Genomic DNA, 15,527 nt, shown 5'->3' with positions numbered 1-15,527 from the left:
CGGCCAGGGATGGCCGATCGCGGCGGGCCCACGGAGCAATGCCTGACTGCGGGCATGCCGAGCCTAGGCGAGGCACCGAGTGGTGGGGCAAGAGCGCTTTGCTTACTTTGGCGCTCTTCCAAAGTGACCCGCCGTAAGGGCGGAACCCTAAGTGGCCATAACCGCAGCAACGGATATGTACACATACCCAGAAGAAGATACCGATGGCCACCGCGAGCAATCCAACTCCCACAGGGATCTTTGCCGAGCGCAGAGTTTTGTGCCACACCGCCCATCAAATACGGGAGTTGTGCCGAGACACCAAACTCTGAAAACCCCACGATGGATCCATCTCAGCCGATGGACGACTAATCAATCCACAATAAACAGCCTGGCCCCGGTGGCTGTGCTCGACCGGTGCCCGTCCCTGTCGTTGCCCACCTGATAACTCATCCCCGCCGTCAGGGTGAACTGGCGGCCATCCTCCAGTTCAGTCTGCAACTCCCCCTCCAGGCACAACAACACATGACCGCGCCAACACCAGTGGTCAGCCAGGTAGCCAGGGCTGTATTCGACCATGCGCACGCGGGTGGTGCCGAAATGGCAGGTGCGCCATAGGGCGCTGCCGGTTTCGCCAGGGTGCAACTCTGGTTCGACGCTCGACCAGTCGGTGGTGCCAAAAGGGGTAGCCAGTAGATCCATGATTGCCTCAGCGTTAAAGCAAAGAGCAGGACAGTACCCACAAGACCCGCCCGTCGAAAGACACAGATCGCGCCCATTTCTGGGATACAGGGGGTTGCCTTTGGTATCCTGCCGGCCCGACCTAGGTGCCCGGCCATGCACATTGCTCCGTCCCATATCCTCCACGAAACCGAACACTGGCTGCTCAACCATCACCTGGCCTCGGCCCTGCCCGGTTATTTGATGCTGGGGGCCAAGACGCCAATCAGCTCGCTGGCTGACCTGCCCGACGCGGCCCTGGCGGAAATGGGTGGCCTACTGGCGAAAACCCAGCGGGTGATGGAAGTACAGCTCCAACCCAAGTGGCTATACATCAGCCGCTTTGGGCATATGCCCGGTTTCCCGCTGCATTTTCATTTGATCCCGGTCTATGACTGGGTCGAAACGCTGTTCTGGGAGGATGAGCGCTACCGGGTGCTGCAAGACTTCGGCGCTGGCAGCGACGGGCAAGCGGCGACGGATGGGGCCGAACTCACCCTGTTTATCTGGCGCGAGTTCGGTGAGAACCCGACGCCACCCGCGACGGCCGGGCTCACGGTGCCGGGCGTGATCGAACGGCTGCGGGCGGCGTTCAAACAGTCAGGCGCTTGACCATCGGGATACACGCCAGCTCCAGCCCCGAAGGCGAATGATAGATGGACTGTTCGCAGCCTTCATAACCACGGCTGCGATAGAACTGCGCGGCATTCAACGTCGCGTCCAGCACCACCTCCTCAATCCCCAACTCCAGCGCCACTTGCTCCAGGTGCTCAAGCATCTGCTGGCCAAAACCGCGCCCGATAGAACCGGGCAGCACAAACAGCGCTCCCACTTCCCGGTGCGCCGGGTCAAGCATGCCCGTGGCGACCGGCTCGCCATCGACGCAGCCCAGGTAAAACGGCTTGGCCATTAGCGCGGTATAGCCGTCCTCGGCCGCGCCACGGGTCCAGGTCAGCATCTGTTCGGCGGTGTAGGCGCCGATGCATTGGCCGCGGATCGCCTGACGGCGAATGTCGAAGGCGATGGGGCCATCGTCGTCGGTGGCGCGTCTGATTTGCAGCATGCGAATCTCCCTGAATTAACTCTGTTTGCCGTGACCTCAAGGTGCCATTAGCACACTTGTGCTAATCGACCCCGCAGGCCCCCGGCGCTATATTCCCCGGTACTCCAATGCTCCCCGCCAGCACGTCGAACCCGCCGTGCAAGGGATCGTTGTGCGTTGAAAACACTAAAACAACCCCAAGGAAGACACGCCATGAAACTGCACTCCCCTGTCGCCCGCCTTGCCCTGTTGGGCGCCCTGATGCTCGGTGTTGCCGGTTGCAGCAATATCAAGCCCACCGAAGACCACCTCAAGACCCTCTCGGAAACCAACCTCGGCGAGCCGGTCAAGCGTGTCTCCAATGTCCGCAGCGACTCCATGACCACCTATTACATCGCCAGCACCGCCTCCGGTGACTACAACTGCTCCGTGCCCAGCGGTGCCAGCGGCGGGATGTTTGCAGTGGCCAGCTTTGGCATGATGAAACCCGCCGCCTACTGCCAACCCAAGGGCGCCCGGGGTAACGGGTTGACGCCGTTTAACTAGTAACCGGCCCCTGGCTGAGGTCGCGCAGGGTGCCCCGTAGTTCAGCGGGGCGCACTGGCTTGGACAAAATGGCGATCTGCCGGTCGTGCAGCGCCGCCTGGATCTTCTCCACCTCATGCCCGGTCAGAATCAGCGCCGGCACCGCCACGCCACGCTGTGCACGCAACCGGTCGATGCACTCGATACCGGTGGCGTGATTGCCCAGGTCATAGTCGGCGACGATGATGTCGCAATCGCTGACCAGGTTATGCCCGCTCGACTCCGCCTGCACCTGGCAGCCCCAACGCTCCAGCAATGCCTGGGTGGCCAGCAGCACGTTGTGGTCATCTTCCACCAGGCACACTTTCAAGCCGGTCAACAGCCCCGCCTGGCGTGCATCGTCGCGCACCGGGGGTTGATGGGGCGCGGTCGCCAGGTGCAACCCGCGCAGGCTGACGGACGTGCCATGGCCCACCCGGGAGCGCAGCACCACGTCCATGTCCATCAACTGCCCCAGACGCTTGACGATGGACAAGCCCAGGCCGACCCCTTCGACGTCCTTGTCGCGCAGGTGGCGGACGCGATAGAACTCCTCGAAGACCCGCGGCAGATGCTCCTCGGCAATCCCCCGGCCCTGGTCGTGAATCTCCACCCGCACCTCGCCGCCGCGCTGGCGCACGCCGATCAGTACCGGGCGCTGGCCGCCGTACTTGAAGCAATTGGAGAGCACGTTCTGCACCATCGTTGCCAACAGCGCCGGATCCACCCGCACCCAGTGGGCGCAGGGGCGCAGGCGCAGTTCTACGCCGGCCCAGCGTGCGGCTTCGGCGTTTTGCCGCAGCAGGTCGGCCAGCCACTCACCCAGATGCACCACCTGGTATTTGGGCAGCAGCCGGCCGTTATCCAGGGTGTAGAGATCGAGAATGGAGCGGAACAACTGCGAGACGTTGAGCAGCGAACGGTCGATATTGTCCACCAGCCGCCGCTCCTCATCGCCCAACCGCGCTTCACGCAGGCACGCCGTAAACAGGCCGATGGAGTGGATGGGCTGGCGCAGATCATGGCTGGCCTGGGCGAGGAAGCGCGACTTTTCCAGGTTGGCGGCGGTGGCCTCTTCAGACGCCTTGCGCGTGCGCTCCAGCAGCAGGTGGGCGTAGACCGGGATCACCGTGCTGGTAATCATCAGCATCAGCACCATAAAGGGCTGCGCCTGCCACAACGGGGTCAGCCGATACACAATCAGCAGCGCCAGCAACGCCAGGCCCGTGGCAATCGCCAGGTAGCGCGAGCCATAACGCATGCCATTGCCCAGGTTGACCCAGACCATCACCGCATACAGCGGCAATGCCGCCTCGCCGCCGACTACCAGGCCGAACGAGGTGCCGGTGTAGTCGTGGATCATCCCGAAAACCCGTCGCGCCGGGTAATGCCCGGGCCAGCGTGCGATCACCTGGCGCAGCACAACCGAGACCAGCAGAAACAGGCAAATATAAATAATCACCGGCACATAGCGGTCCATCGACTGCCCCGGCAAAAAGCCCAGCAGGCTGATGTACACAATGGCGCAGACGGCCACCACAATACGCAGGTTGGCTTGGTCCAGTTCGGCGTCTTTCACGAACTTCATGGGCAACGTCCTTGTACGGTCATCGTCTAAACTGTGCCCCCAGCAGGCAGGCGCTGAGCAGAATGGTAAAGTAGCACGCCACACAACCTGGCCCCAGGGAGGAGCACACCATGACATGCCGGATCATCATCGCCGACGACCATCCCATGTTTCGAGAAGGCATGCTGCGCACCGTGCAACGCCTGCTGCCCGAGGCCCGCGTGGAACAGGCCGGCGACCTGGATACAGTGCTGCACCTGCTCAAGAGCGGCAGCGAAGTCGACACCCTGATCCTCGATTTGCGCTTCCCCGGCCTGACCTGTATCAGCCAGTTGGGCGAGCTGCGCCAGCAACTGCGGCGCACCACGCTGATCGTGGTGTCGATGGTCGATGACCCGGGGTTGATCGAACAGGTGATGGCGCTGGGCGCCGATGGTTTTATCGGCAAGAACATCGCCCCCGAAGAAATCGGCCAGGCCCTGCTCGCCATCCGCCAGGGCGAGGTGCTGGTCAAGTTCGCCCCCTCGGGGCTGTTGCCCCTGGACACCAACACCCTGACCGCGCGCCAGCAGGAGGTGTTGCGACTGATCGCCCAAGGCAAGACCAACAAGGAAATCGCCAAGGCCCTGGATATTTCGCCGTTTACCGTACGCATCCATGTGTCGGGGTTGTTGAGAAGTCTGAACGTGCCATCGCGGGCAGCGGCGGCAGTGAAGTACAACACCCCTCTTTAGGAGCAGCACCATCAAAGCCCTCTCCATCGTGCGCCCCAGCGGCAGCCGCATCGCCGCAGGCGAAAAAACCCTGGAAATCCGCCGCTGGCAGCCACAACTGGAGCCGTCCCAGGACCTGCTGATTGTCGAGAACGGGCGCTTCTTGCATACCGATGACGATGAAGATGAAACCGGCGTGGCCGTCGCCATCGTACGGGTAAAAGCAGTGCGTGCGTTCACCGCAGAGGACGTGCCAGCGGCCTGCGCCAGCTATTTCGAGGAAGGCTGGCTCGCCTGGGAACTGAGTGATGTACGGCCGCTCACCCGCCCCTTCACCGCCCTGGCGGCACGCGGGATCTACGACGTTGAATTCATGGATAACAGCGAGAACTGCATGAACAGCCCTATCAGAGTCGCCACCCCGGCAGATATCGACGCCATCTTCGACATTCGCACCAGCGTCAGGGAAAACCACCTGTCCCACGAGCAGTTGGCAGAAATGGGCATCACCCCCGATGCCATCCAACTAGCCATGCAGCAAGCGCCCTGCGTCTGGGTCGCCGAGGTGCAAGGTGTAGCGGTCGGGTTTGCCATGGCCGATATCGACGACGGCTGTGTATTTGCCGCCTTCATCCGCCCCGAATTCGAAGGCCGCGGGCTGGGCCGCAAACTGATGGAGCAGGCCGAAGCCTTGTTGTTCCAGCACCATCGACAGATCTGGCTGGAAACCGCCCAAGCGAGCCGGGCCAGTGGGTTTTACCAGCGCCTGGGCTGGGTGGAGGTTGAGCAATTGGCGGACGGGGATATTCGGATGGAGAAGCACCGGCAATAAGCCCGGCACTGGGATTTTCGCCAGCGCACCGACCCCGCTATCATGCAGCCCCTCGTTCAATCGCCCAGCCCAGGAATCCCCATGCCCGCCCTCACCTTGCGCAACGCCACGCCGGCAGACGCCGCCCGCTGCTACGAGATCGAAATCAGCGCCTATGAGGGCGATGAAGCCGCGACCCTGGAGAAGATCGCCACGCGTATCGCCCTGTACCCGCAAGGCTTCCTGATTCTGGAAGCGGACGGTCAGGTAGTGGGCTTTATCAACGGCGGTTGCGCCCATGATGTGGTGATGTCGGATGAGGCCTTCAAGGAGTTGGTGGGGCACTCAGCGGATGCGCCGAATGTAGTGATCATGTCGGTGGTGGTGGACCCGGCGCACCAGGGCAAGGGCTACGCCACGCAATTGATGACAGCCTTTGTGCAGCGCATGCGCGGGATGGGCAAACAGACCATCCACTTGATGTGTAAGGAGCAGCATGTGCCGCTGTACACGCGCATGGGTTACCAGTATGTGCAGCCCTCGGCGTCAGACCACGGCGGGATGGCTTGGCATGAAATGGTGATGACGCTCTGAGCCGGCACGGGGCCTCACCAGCTCCCTGAGGCCCCACCGCCGCCGCTGGAACCGCCGCCACCGGAAAACCCGCCACCGGAGCTTGAACTTGAACTGGAGCTGGAGCTTGAACGGTCGCTGGAACCGGAGCTCGACCCGCCCGTGCCCTGACCATAAATGAACAACGCCGCGAACGAGCTGATGGGCCAGGCGAACAACCAGCCATCAAGCCCCATCTCCAGCATGTACCCCGCCGCGCCATACACCCCCAGCACCATCACCGATTGCACGCAAAAACCCAGCCGACTGTGTTTCCAGGCGGCTTTCATCACCGCGAACAGGATCAGGTACAGGCCCAGCACCGCCAGCGCGGCCAGCGGCCATGCCAGCCAGTTCATAAAGGACACTTCAGTCAGGTAGTGATCCACCAACCCCAGGCCGATGCTGTAGGTCATCAGCCCCACTACGCAATAAAACACCGCCTTGGCCTGCCATAACGCGCCGAACAGGGCCGCGCTGATCGACATACAAAACGGCAGCGCCAGCACATAGATCGGCCAGGCCTTGCCATTGATCGCGGCCAGTGCCGTCAGCAACACAGTCAGCACCAGGCCGGCAATCAGGCCGCGGCGCCAATGCAGCTTGCCCGAGGCCAGCAGCACCCCGCCGACGGCCCCCAGAATCAGCGCCAGCAACACCGCAGTTTCATCCACTGTTTCCCGGGTCTGGTCTACTGCCGGCAAGTCCCCCCCCTCGACCAGCACGGTCAGGGCGTCCACGGCGCGCTGCACACCGCCAGCGTAATCGCCCTGGCGAAACGCCGGGTTCAGTTGCTCCTCGATAATCCGGTCGCTCAACAGGTCCGTGACCACCCCCTCCAGGCCGTAACCGACTTCGATCCGCACAGTGCGGTCGTCCTTGACCACCAGCAGCAAAATACCGTCGTCGATGCCCTTGCGCCCCAATTTCCAGGCGCGAAACAGTTGGGTGGTGAATGTTTCGAGGTCAGCATCGCCCGTACTCGGCAGCAGCATCACGGCGATTTGCGCGCCTTTGCGTTGTTCGAGGTCTGCCAGTTGCTCAGTCAGACGCTGCTGGGTCGAGGTATCCAGGGTATGGGTCAGGTCGATCACCCGCTGGTTCAGCGGCACATTCTCCAATGCCGGAGGCGCCGTTTGCGCCACGGCCAGCGTGGTGAACACCATGACCAGCAGGCCCAAGACCGATTGCCGTATAAACTGCCCCATAGTTTGTTACCTGACGTTTCATCCTGAAGACGCCGACTTTACCTGATCAACCCGCGTTGAATCTCCAGGCTGACGGGAAAAGTTCGTGGCAACACGCGCCTACGAGCCGGACCTTCGACATCGCGACAATCAGGGATAACTCAGCGTCACCAGGTAAGCCCCTGAACGCAACGGTTTGCCTGCCGCATCGCTCAAGTTGTATTGCCGATCGAAGTAACGACCATCGCGCGTTTCAGTCACCATCTTGACCTTGACCACCGAGTGGTCCAAGGCACTGACGGTACGCACCGGTTCGACCCCCTGGGCGCTGACGTTGCTTGCGGGTACAAACTGCGGGCAACCACTCAGGGCCAATGTCGCCCCCGCCCCGTCGCCCGTAGTGCATGTTGCCTCGACGATGCTGCCGCGGAACTGGATAACACCGTGGCTCACGGGCGCCGCCTGGGCAGTGCCACTGACGAGCGCGAAAAACAGGCTGATACCGACTGCCAAACGTTGACTGCTCATATTGAACGCTCCTGGGTATGTACCCATCACGTCGGCAAGCTTGGTCGGTTTCTTGAGTGTTTGAGAAATGCCTGATGGTTAATTTTTCAAGGATGCCAACCGGGTCTCATATTGCGCGTCGCTGCGCACCTACAGGACCGCGCCCAAGGCCTTCAACAGCACGCCATCGCGGCCATAGATATCCGGCGCGTACAGCAACGCCCCCTGGCTATCCACCTGCACCGTCCAGTACCCCAGCAACACCGGGACCGGCGTGGCCAGGCGGAACTCATGGGTCAGCCCGGTCGCCAGCAATTCCTCGGTCCGCGCTTTTTCTGCCGGGTTCACCAGCAGATCGCGCAGCAGCATCGGCTGCTCCACCCGCACACACCCCGAGCTGAACGCCCGTGGCCCCTTGCTGAACAACGGTTGGCTGGGCGTATCGTGCAGGTACACAGAGAATGGATTGGGGAAGCGCATGACGATCTTGCCCAGCGGGTTGCGCGGGCCGGCGTCCTGGCGCAGGAGGATGTTGCCGGGGTGCGACCAGTCCACCTGCTCGGGCGACAGGGCGCGGCCTTCACTGTCGAGCACTTTGAGGTTCTGTTGGCGCAGGTACTCCGGGTTCAGGCGGATGGCCGGCAGTTTGTCCTCGCGCATGATGGTCGGCGGGATGGTCCAGGTAGGGTTGAGGGTCAGGCGTGTGATGCGCGACTTGAGCAGCGGCGTCTGCCGTTCGGCGCGGCCCACCTGCAGGCGGGTCTGCCACACGGGCACACCACCCTGATAGACACTCAACTGGGCCGCCGCGACGTTGACCAGAATGCCATCTGGCTCCAGGTCCTGGGCCAGCCAGCGAAAACGTTCGAGGTTGACCCGCAGTTGCTCGCGGCGCACCGCCGGGCTGACGTTAAGCTCGGCCACCGTGCCCGGGCCGATCACCCCGTCGGCTTGCAACGAATGGCTGGCCTGGAAGCGCTTCACCGCCGCCACCAGCTCATTGCCGTATTGATTGCCCTTGGGCACGCTCGCCAACTGGCCGCCACTGACCAGGCGTCGGGCCAGGGCCGGTACCCGTGGGTCTTCGCCGCCGGGACGCAGCAATGGGCCGTCGGCAATCACACCCCACTGCGGCAAGGGTTGCAGGCGTTGGGTGGCATAGGCCGCGCGCAGGCTACGATACAGACCGGCTGAGGGCCGGGCCTGGTCGAACGCCGCCGGCATGTCCGCAAGCCCCGCGTTGGCCAGGGCCAGCACCGCAACGGCCGGATCCTCAGTTGGCGGCTGGGAATGCCACAGCGGCTCGTAATGGGCCTGTTGCAAACGGCCATAGTGCAAGTCATGCAGGGCCTGCAGGTAGTGCTGGCTGGTTGCGAAGTCGGTACACAGCACATTGCTGGTGGTTGCCACGTCGGGCAGCCGGTAGTGCGCCGGATCGAGGCCGTCGTCGGCCAGCAACAGCAACTGGCCCTGCAGGGCCGTTCGGCGATCGTCCACCGACCACAGGGCAGCATTGCCTTGTTGCTGGTAAAAAGCCTGCAGCCGCAGCTCGGCCGGTGTATCCAGTTGGGTCGCCAAATCGGGGCAAACACTCGACAACTGCCCAAGTGCCAGCTGTACTGGGTTTGGCGGCTCGACCGGCAGTTCATCGGCCATGGCGACCAATGGTGCTACGAGCAAGCAAAGGCTCAAGTAACATGCGTGTTTTTTGAACAATGGCTTAGCTCCAATCTACGGCGGAGATGCTAGATAAATGCTGAATATTTACTGCCGACTCGGCCTGATCGCCGCCACCCTGGGCGCGTTCTGTACGGGTGCCTTCGCAGAGAATGCCAAACCTCATACCTTGTATAACAGCCTGGCGCGCTCGGCTCCAGAACTCAATCCCACTGTACTTAAAAGTGCCCTCAGCGCGATGCAATGTGCTGTCAATAACGGCCAGGAACGCTCTGAACGCCTGGCCGTGATCGACTACTCGCAACCTTCGACCGCCCGTCGCCTGTGGATTTTCGATCTGCGGCAAAAAAAACTGGTGCTACGCGACCTGGTAGCCCACGGGCAAAAATCCGGGGAAAACTTCGCCACCCAGTTCTCCAACAGCGAAGGCAGCCATCAATCCAGCCTCGGGTTGTTCCGCACCCAGGAGAGCTACCAGGGCACCCATGGCTACTCGCTGCGCATGGACGGCCTGGAGCCGGGGTTCAATGACCAGGCCCGCGACCGTGCCATCGTGATCCACGCCGCCGACTACGTCAGCCCCTTGTGGAGCAAGCGTGAAGGCCGCATCGGCCGCAGCCAGGGCTGCCCCGCCGTGCGTCCGCAGGTGGCGCGCCAGGTGGTGGACAAACTCAAGGATGGCCAGTTCATGTTTTCCTGGTACCCCGACCAGCGCTGGCTGAAATCCTCGCCCTACCTCAATTGCAAGCCGCGCCAGATCGCCAGCGCCGGTTGAGGTAGTATCTGGAAGGCCGAGCCTGACCAGAGAGAGAACCTCCAATGCTTTTGCACCAGTCAACGTGGATCGAGATAAGCCAATTTCTCGACCGTAGCCGCACCGTGGTGATTCCTATCGGTTCCAATGAACAACATGGCCCTACCGGCCTGTTGGGCACCGATTGGATGTGCCCGGAAATCATTGCCCATCACGCGCAAAAAGACGCCGATATCCTGGTCGGCCCGACCTTCAATATCGGCATGGCCCAGCATCACCTTGGGTTCCCCGGCACCATCTCCCTGCGCCCGTCGACGTTTATCGCCGCCATCGGTGACTGGACCCGCTCCCTGGCGGCCCACGGCTTCGAGAAAATCCTGTTTCTCAATGGCCACGGCGGCAATATCGCCACCATCGAAGCCGCCTTTTCCGAACTGTACGCCGAGGCCAGCTTCGCCCGTCGCCCTGCCGGCTTTGCCTTGAAGCTGTGCAACTGGTGGGACCTGGAAGGTGTTGGCGAACTGGCGCGCGCGCAGTTCCCGACGGGGCATGGCACCCATGCCACCCCTTCCGAGATTGCGATTACCCAATGGGCTTATCCGGACTTGATCAAGACCGCCGACTATTCACCGCAGATAGCGTCTTCCGGCCCGATCCGCGAGGCACAGGATTTCCGCGCCCGCCACCCGGATGGCCGGATGGGTTCCGACCCGACCCTGGCAACGCCTGAGAAAGGTGCTGAACTGGTGGTGCTGGCCGCCAAGGGCCTGGTGTCCGCAGTGGAGGCTTTCAGCCGCGAAGCCATGCCACACTGACGGTTGCGACACCGGCACACAATAAAATCTATAAGAAGGACCTCTCCATGAAACCCCATCAGAAGACCTTTGATCGCATCCGCAACGCCGTCCTGCCAGAGTATCGCGAGCGCGTTGCCGACTATTTGATCGAGTACGAAAACGTCCTGCAGGACCCGACTGCCGATGCCGATCAGGCCAGCGCCGCCGCCCAGCAGTTGCGCGGCTACATACGCGGCCTGAACACCACCCGGGTGCTCGGCATGGAAGACTGGGAAGACCTCGACCGCCGAGTCGCGCAGGAATGGCCGCTGGGCGCTACAACGCCGGACGTGCCTGGTTGACCCAGGCCTGTACCGATGGCCGCTGCCACTGACGCTGGGCATATGCCACCAACCGCGCGGGCACCGGATCGCCATTGAGGATCAGCCGGTTGAGCATCACGGCCAGGTCCACATCGGCAATCGACCATTGGCCAAACAGGTAGTCGTCGCCCTCGGCCAACCATTGCTGCGCCGCCGCAATCAGCTTGTCGGCCGCCACCTGGGCCTGGGTTGATAACGGGCCATACTGGACCCCGCAAAACACCACCAGTGTGGAGCGTTCCTGGCGGATCGCCAGCAGATCGCTGCGCAACCATGCCTGAATCTGCCGTGCCCGCGCACGTTGGCGCGGCTCCCTGGGGTACACCGGCACCTGCGGGAACACATCCTCCAGGTACTCGGTAATCGCCGACGACTCGGACAAGGCAAACCCAGCCTGCTCCAGGGTCGGCACCCGCTGGGTCACGGACAGCCCGGTAAACACCGGCGACTGCTGCTCCAGCGCGTCAAGGTCGAGGGGGCGCACCTCGAACGGTAGGCCTTTTTCCCGCAGGGTCACAAACACCGACATTGCATACGGGCTGGTGAACAGGGCATCGACATACAAGCGCATCGGCAGGTCAGTCACGGTGGCATCTCCTTGGGTGAGCAGCCACGCTACGAGATGTGCAGCGATAAATACAATGTCGCTTTTTTATGGGGCCATTCCTGAAGGGAATAGCCGCTCAAAATGCAGGAACACCCCGTAAATGTGGGGGCTTTCCAGAGCTGGCGATTTAATGGCAACACCGCCGGCCTTGACTATTCTTCGCTGAGGCGACCGCCCGTCAAGGAGAACCCCATGCACGCTTTGCAACCCGCTTACCTGCTGGCAACCGTAACCCTGCTGAATCTCGGCGGCTGCGCAATCAGCAACCAAGGCGCTGTCGACTATCGCTATCACCGCCCCGGCGCGGTTGACGGTCCGCTAAGCGCCAAAAACATCTACGCCAGCGAGGCGAAACACCTGCTCAAAGCCGGCGACCCTATCGCCATTACCCTCAAGACCGTCTTTATCAAAGACCTGACCGAATGGACCAGCCCCTTGCGCCTGGCCCGCGGCGAGCCCGCCACCGGCGATATTGCGATTGTAGCCAGCACCTGTGAAAGCCCTTGCGACCGTAAACACGGCCCCGAAGGCATCCGTAGCTCCAAAGTCATCTTCTACTCCAATGACGTGCGCGAAAACCAATACCTGAACCTCTCCAACCTCAATAACGTCTACGGCCCGATGACTTACAACGGCAACCCCTTCAAGTTGGATATCTACATCATCGAGCTGGACGAGAGCGGCGCCCAGGTGCGGCAGATGCTCGGCAGCCTGGCCAGCCTGGGCAAGACCTTCTACCCGCCCGCGCATCCGGCAGCAAACGTGTTGTCGGCCCTGGCCGATACGTTTATTAAGGATGACCAGGACGACAATGCGTTTACCTACTCCTTCGACCTAGTGGGTATGAATACCCGTGTAGACCCCAAAAACCCCAAAACCGGCTACCTCGAGACCGGCGACTACGTACTGGTACGCACCGAAGACCGTGGTGCGGCGCCGCCGTGGGAGAGCCTGGTGTACAACAGCGCTCGCGCCCGTCTGGTGAAAAAGGATGGCACCTGCAACGCCAAGGAAGCACCCCGGGATGGCTGTGACTATCGAGACAACTCCTATGTAGTGCTGGAGGTGCGAAAAGCCGAGGGCGCGGTGGCCAACGACTCCCAGCAACTGGTATTTTCGGCCTTGAAAAGTCAGCTGGACGCCGATGCTGGAAGCCGCGAAATCACCGCCGATAAAATCGGCGCAATCAAAGCCAGCCTGGAAAGTGCCGAAACCCGCAGCGACACGAAAAACCACATAGCACTGGTCAAAGACAGCCCCCCAGGCTCCATGCAACGCAGAGCCGCCGCGCTGAACTTTGTCTCCTCCTGGTTCGACCCGGCCACAGTTATCACTGCGGCTGACAAAGCCTCGGTGATCAAGCAGGCCAATGAGCTATTCGGCACGTGCATGAACCTTTCCACCAGCCAAGTCGCCCAGTATCAGGACGAGGTGGCGAAACGCATGCTGAGCAACAAAGCCCAGTTTCTCTCCGCGTTGGAAGCCTGCCGACAACCCATCGCCGTCGCGCCCTAGCCAGAGAACCCACCACCGCTGAGGAACGCCTGCTCCTCCTCGGTCGTCACCCGGCCCAACGCCCCATTGCGATGGGGAAAGCGGCCGAATCTCTGGATGATCTCGGCATGCTCCTTAGCCCAGTGATAGGTGTCGGCATCCAGTTGTTTGTTTAGCGCCAGGGAGCGCTGCTGGTCCTCAGGGCTTTCGGAATGTTCGAAAGGCAAATAGCAAAACGCCCGCAATGCCGGGTCAATCAGCCGATCCATCCCGGCGTCGATCATACGTGCGGCATAAGCCCTGGCCAGTGGATCGGTCGCGAACATATGGGCGGTACCCCGGAAGGTGTTGCGCGGGTATTGATCGAGCAGGATCAGCAGCGCCAGCGCGCCTTCGGGCTCGTCCATCCAGTGTTCCAGTTCGCCCCTGGCTGCCTGGAAGTGCGCCTCGTGGAAGCGGGCGCCAAACTCGGCATCGAACTGTGGATCTTTCTTGAACCAGCGTGATGGGCCCGCCGCCATCCAGAATTGCACGACAGCCTTGATATCAACGGGGACGCTCATAAGTCACTCCAGGGTGGTCAAAGTCTGCGCCCTACCCTAGCACCTGCAGGGCCCGATTCCGACTGAGAAATCCACAGCTGCCGACCAATGTTATAAGATAACCGCCCCTACATTCCCGCCGGCGACCCTGCACCATGACCGACGCTGTTCCCGCTGCCCGTTTACGCCAACGCCTGCTCTCCATCGACGCCCTGCGTGGCCTGGTGATCCTGTTCATGTTGCTCGACCACGTGCGTGAGACGTTCCTGCTGCACCGCCAGGTCAGCGACCCGATGAGCATCGACATCACGGAACCGGCGCTGTTTATCAGCCGCACCCTGGCCCACTTGTGTGCGCCGGTGTTTGTGTTGCTGACCGGCTTGTCGGCGTATCTGTACGGCGAAAAGTACCAAGGCCGTGGCGATGTTGCGGCGTTTCTGTTCAAGCGCGGGCTGTTCCTGGTGGTGCTGGAATTTACCCTGGTGAACTTCGCCTGGACCTTCCAACTGCCCCCCAGCGTGATCTATATGCAGGTGATCTGGGCCATCGGCGTGAGCATGATCGCCCTCGCCGCGCTGGTGTGGCTGCCCCGCCCGCTGCTGATCGGCCTGGCGCTGGTGATCATTGGCGGGCATAACCTGCTCGATGGCGTGCATTTCGCGGCGGGGTCGGCGTGGCATATTTCCTGGACGATCCTGCATGAGCGCAGCTGGATCGAGGTGAGCGACACCCTGCGCCTGCGCACGACCTACCCGGTGTTGCCGTGGATCGGGGTGATTGCCCTGGGTTACAGCCTCGGCCCGTGGTTTTCCGGGGCAATGCCGGCGGCGCGGCGTCAGCGGTATCTGTTGCTGGCGGGCATTTGCGCGCTGGTGGGCTTTGGGGTGCTGCGCGCGATCAATGGTTACGGTGAGGCGCCGTGGCACAACTATGACAGTCCGGTGCAGACCTGGATGAGCTTCTTCAACATCACCAAGTATCCGCCGTCATTGCTGTTCCTGGCGCTGACCCTGGGCGTGGGGCTGGTGTTGCTGCTGGCCTTTGAACGCGCCGGGCAGCGGCGCTGGATCGACATACTGGCGGTGTTCGGCGCGGCGCCGATGTTCTTCTACTTGCTGCACCTGTATGTGCTGAAGGTGTTGTACGTGATGGGTGTGGCGCTGTTTGGCCTGAACCAGGGGACGCACTTTGGGTTCGACAGCGTGGGGGCGGTGTGGCTGGTGGCGTTGTTACTGCCGCTGGCGTTGTACCTACCCGTCCGCTGGTTTGCCCGGCTGAAGGCCCGGCGGCGGGATATAGCGTGGCTCAAATACCTCTGAGCACAAAGATCCATATGTGGGAACTGGCTTGCCTGGGATGGCGGTGGGTCAGTTGCCAGAAGCAGTGAATGGGCTGCCGCTATCGCGGGCAAGCCCGCTCCCACAGGGGGGCTGCGCGTGGCAGAGAGTTGTGGTGCCGCCACAAATCAAATGTGGGAGATTCTATGGTTTTGGGGAAGCCCCCAAAACCGCTTTTGACTGGTATTCGCTCAGGTTTTTCATGAGCGAAAAGGCGATGCGCGCCAGCTTGCGGCCAATGATGACCAGGGCTTG

The 15,527-nt window shown here is 62.0% G+C and carries 18 protein-coding genes and 1 pseudogene; 11 read left to right on the top strand and 8 right to left on the bottom strand.

The window, feature by feature from the left end:
• Positions 1-351: 351 nt before the first annotated feature.
• Positions 352-681, bottom strand: a complete 330-nt coding sequence (locus tag JFT44_RS28355; protein WP_076964891.1) for a DHCW motif cupin fold protein — start codon at positions 679-681, stop codon at positions 352-354.
• 135 nt (positions 682-816) lie between these two features.
• On the opposite strand from JFT44_RS28355, the gene JFT44_RS28350 reads away from it, so the two are divergent.
• Positions 817-1,311 carry an HIT family protein gene (locus tag JFT44_RS28350; protein WP_076964890.1) on the top strand — a complete coding sequence of 165 codons (495 nt, stop codon included), beginning with the start codon at positions 817-819 and terminating at the stop codon, positions 1,309-1,311.
• On the opposite strand, the gene JFT44_RS28345 is transcribed toward JFT44_RS28350, so the two are convergent.
• Positions 1,292-1,762 carry a GNAT family N-acetyltransferase gene (locus JFT44_RS28345; RefSeq protein WP_076964889.1) on the bottom strand — a complete coding sequence of 157 codons (471 nt, stop codon included), beginning with the start codon at positions 1,760-1,762 and terminating at the stop codon, positions 1,292-1,294. The two genes, JFT44_RS28350 and JFT44_RS28345, sit on opposite strands and share 20 nt — an antisense overlap.
• 192 nt (positions 1,763-1,954) lie before the next feature.
• Here JFT44_RS28345 and JFT44_RS28340 point away from each other — a divergent pair, with 192 nt between their 5' ends.
• Complete coding sequence (locus JFT44_RS28340) at positions 1,955-2,287, top strand: hypothetical protein (RefSeq protein ID WP_057438669.1); 333 nt, start codon at positions 1,955-1,957, stop codon at positions 2,285-2,287.
• Here the strand turns inward: JFT44_RS28340 and JFT44_RS28335 are convergent.
• Entirely contained in the window at positions 2,280-3,893 is a 1,614-nt protein-coding gene (locus tag JFT44_RS28335; protein ID WP_076964888.1) for a hybrid sensor histidine kinase/response regulator, read from the bottom strand. The two genes, JFT44_RS28340 and JFT44_RS28335, sit on opposite strands and share 8 nt — an antisense overlap.
• A gap of 110 nt (positions 3,894-4,003) precedes the next feature.
• Here JFT44_RS28335 and JFT44_RS28330 point away from each other — a divergent pair, with 110 nt between their 5' ends.
• The 4 genes and pseudogenes from JFT44_RS28330 (at position 4,004) to JFT44_RS28315 (ending at position 5,990) form a co-directional block, all read left to right on the top strand.
• Positions 4,004-4,606 carry a response regulator transcription factor gene (locus JFT44_RS28330; protein WP_057438671.1) on the top strand — a complete coding sequence of 201 codons (603 nt, stop codon included), beginning with the start codon at positions 4,004-4,006 and terminating at the stop codon, positions 4,604-4,606.
• A gap of 28 nt (positions 4,607-4,634) precedes the next feature.
• Positions 4,635-4,862, top strand: a pseudogene (locus JFT44_RS28940) (ASCH domain-containing protein); the annotation flags it as partial.
• A gap of 117 nt (positions 4,863-4,979) precedes the next feature.
• Positions 4,980-5,417 (top strand): GNAT family N-acetyltransferase, encoded by a 438-nt coding sequence (locus JFT44_RS28320; protein ID WP_076964903.1) that lies wholly within the window; start codon positions 4,980-4,982, stop codon positions 5,415-5,417.
• Between the two features lie 81 nt (positions 5,418-5,498).
• Positions 5,499-5,990, top strand: coding sequence for a GNAT family N-acetyltransferase (locus JFT44_RS28315; RefSeq protein ID WP_057438672.1), 492 nt, complete (start codon positions 5,499-5,501; stop codon positions 5,988-5,990).
• A gap of 14 nt (positions 5,991-6,004) precedes the next feature.
• Here JFT44_RS28315 and JFT44_RS28310 read toward each other — a convergent pair whose 3' ends face one another.
• From JFT44_RS28310 to JFT44_RS28300, 3 genes are all read right to left on the bottom strand, one after another.
• The gene (locus JFT44_RS28310) at positions 6,005-7,216 is read right to left on the bottom strand and encodes a YgcG family protein (protein WP_076964887.1); all 1,212 of its coding nucleotides are present in this window, start codon (positions 7,214-7,216) and stop codon (positions 6,005-6,007) included.
• 129 nt (positions 7,217-7,345) lie between these two features.
• On the bottom strand, positions 7,346-7,723 hold the full coding sequence (locus JFT44_RS28305; protein ID WP_076964886.1) for a hypothetical protein: 378 nt from the start codon (positions 7,721-7,723) through the stop codon (positions 7,346-7,348).
• 129 nt (positions 7,724-7,852) lie between these two features.
• Complete coding sequence (locus JFT44_RS28300; protein ID WP_076964885.1) at positions 7,853-9,418, bottom strand: murein L,D-transpeptidase; 1,566 nt, start codon at positions 9,416-9,418, stop codon at positions 7,853-7,855.
• A gap of 37 nt (positions 9,419-9,455) precedes the next feature.
• Between JFT44_RS28300 and JFT44_RS28295 the strand changes: the two genes are divergently transcribed.
• The 3 genes from JFT44_RS28295 to JFT44_RS28285 are packed head-to-tail and all read left to right on the top strand — an operon-like array spanning position 9,456 to position 11,271.
• A complete protein-coding gene (locus tag JFT44_RS28295) occupies positions 9,456-10,154 on the top strand; it encodes a murein L,D-transpeptidase catalytic domain family protein (protein WP_057438675.1) in 699 nt (232 codons plus the stop codon).
• Positions 10,155-10,198: 44 nt separating this feature from the next.
• The gene (locus tag JFT44_RS28290; RefSeq protein WP_076964884.1) at positions 10,199-10,948 is read left to right on the top strand and encodes a creatininase family protein; all 750 of its coding nucleotides are present in this window, start codon (positions 10,199-10,201) and stop codon (positions 10,946-10,948) included.
• 47 nt (positions 10,949-10,995) lie between these two features.
• The gene (locus JFT44_RS28285) at positions 10,996-11,271 is read left to right on the top strand and encodes a hypothetical protein (protein WP_057438677.1); all 276 of its coding nucleotides are present in this window, start codon (positions 10,996-10,998) and stop codon (positions 11,269-11,271) included.
• Here JFT44_RS28285 and yfcF read toward each other — a convergent pair.
• Positions 11,246-11,863 carry a glutathione transferase gene (yfcF, locus tag JFT44_RS28280; RefSeq protein ID WP_154220691.1) on the bottom strand — a complete coding sequence of 206 codons (618 nt, stop codon included), beginning with the start codon at positions 11,861-11,863 and terminating at the stop codon, positions 11,246-11,248. The two genes, JFT44_RS28285 and yfcF, sit on opposite strands and share 26 nt — an antisense overlap.
• 228 nt (positions 11,864-12,091) lie before the next feature.
• Here yfcF and JFT44_RS28275 point away from each other — a divergent pair, with 228 nt between their 5' ends.
• Positions 12,092-13,414, top strand: coding sequence for a hypothetical protein (locus JFT44_RS28275; RefSeq protein ID WP_076964882.1), 1,323 nt, complete (start codon positions 12,092-12,094; stop codon positions 13,412-13,414).
• On the opposite strand, the gene JFT44_RS28270 is transcribed toward JFT44_RS28275, so the two are convergent.
• The gene (locus JFT44_RS28270) at positions 13,411-13,956 is read right to left on the bottom strand and encodes a DUF924 family protein (RefSeq protein ID WP_057438680.1); all 546 of its coding nucleotides are present in this window, start codon (positions 13,954-13,956) and stop codon (positions 13,411-13,413) included. The genes JFT44_RS28275 and JFT44_RS28270 overlap by 4 nt on opposite strands.
• Before the next feature lie 134 nt (positions 13,957-14,090).
• On the opposite strand from JFT44_RS28270, the gene JFT44_RS28265 reads away from it, so the two are divergent.
• Complete coding sequence (locus JFT44_RS28265) at positions 14,091-15,254, top strand: DUF1624 domain-containing protein (RefSeq protein ID WP_076964881.1); 1,164 nt, start codon at positions 14,091-14,093, stop codon at positions 15,252-15,254.
• Positions 15,255-15,527 lie beyond the last annotated feature (273 nt).

Origin of the sequence: Pseudomonas sp. MF5691, from assembly GCF_016405645.1 — a bacterium.
In the GTDB taxonomy this organism is placed as follows: domain Bacteria; phylum Pseudomonadota; class Gammaproteobacteria; order Pseudomonadales; family Pseudomonadaceae; genus Aquipseudomonas; species Aquipseudomonas shahriarae.
Note: the sequence above shows the minus strand (reverse complement) of the source record. Positions and strands in the feature narration are given on the sequence as shown.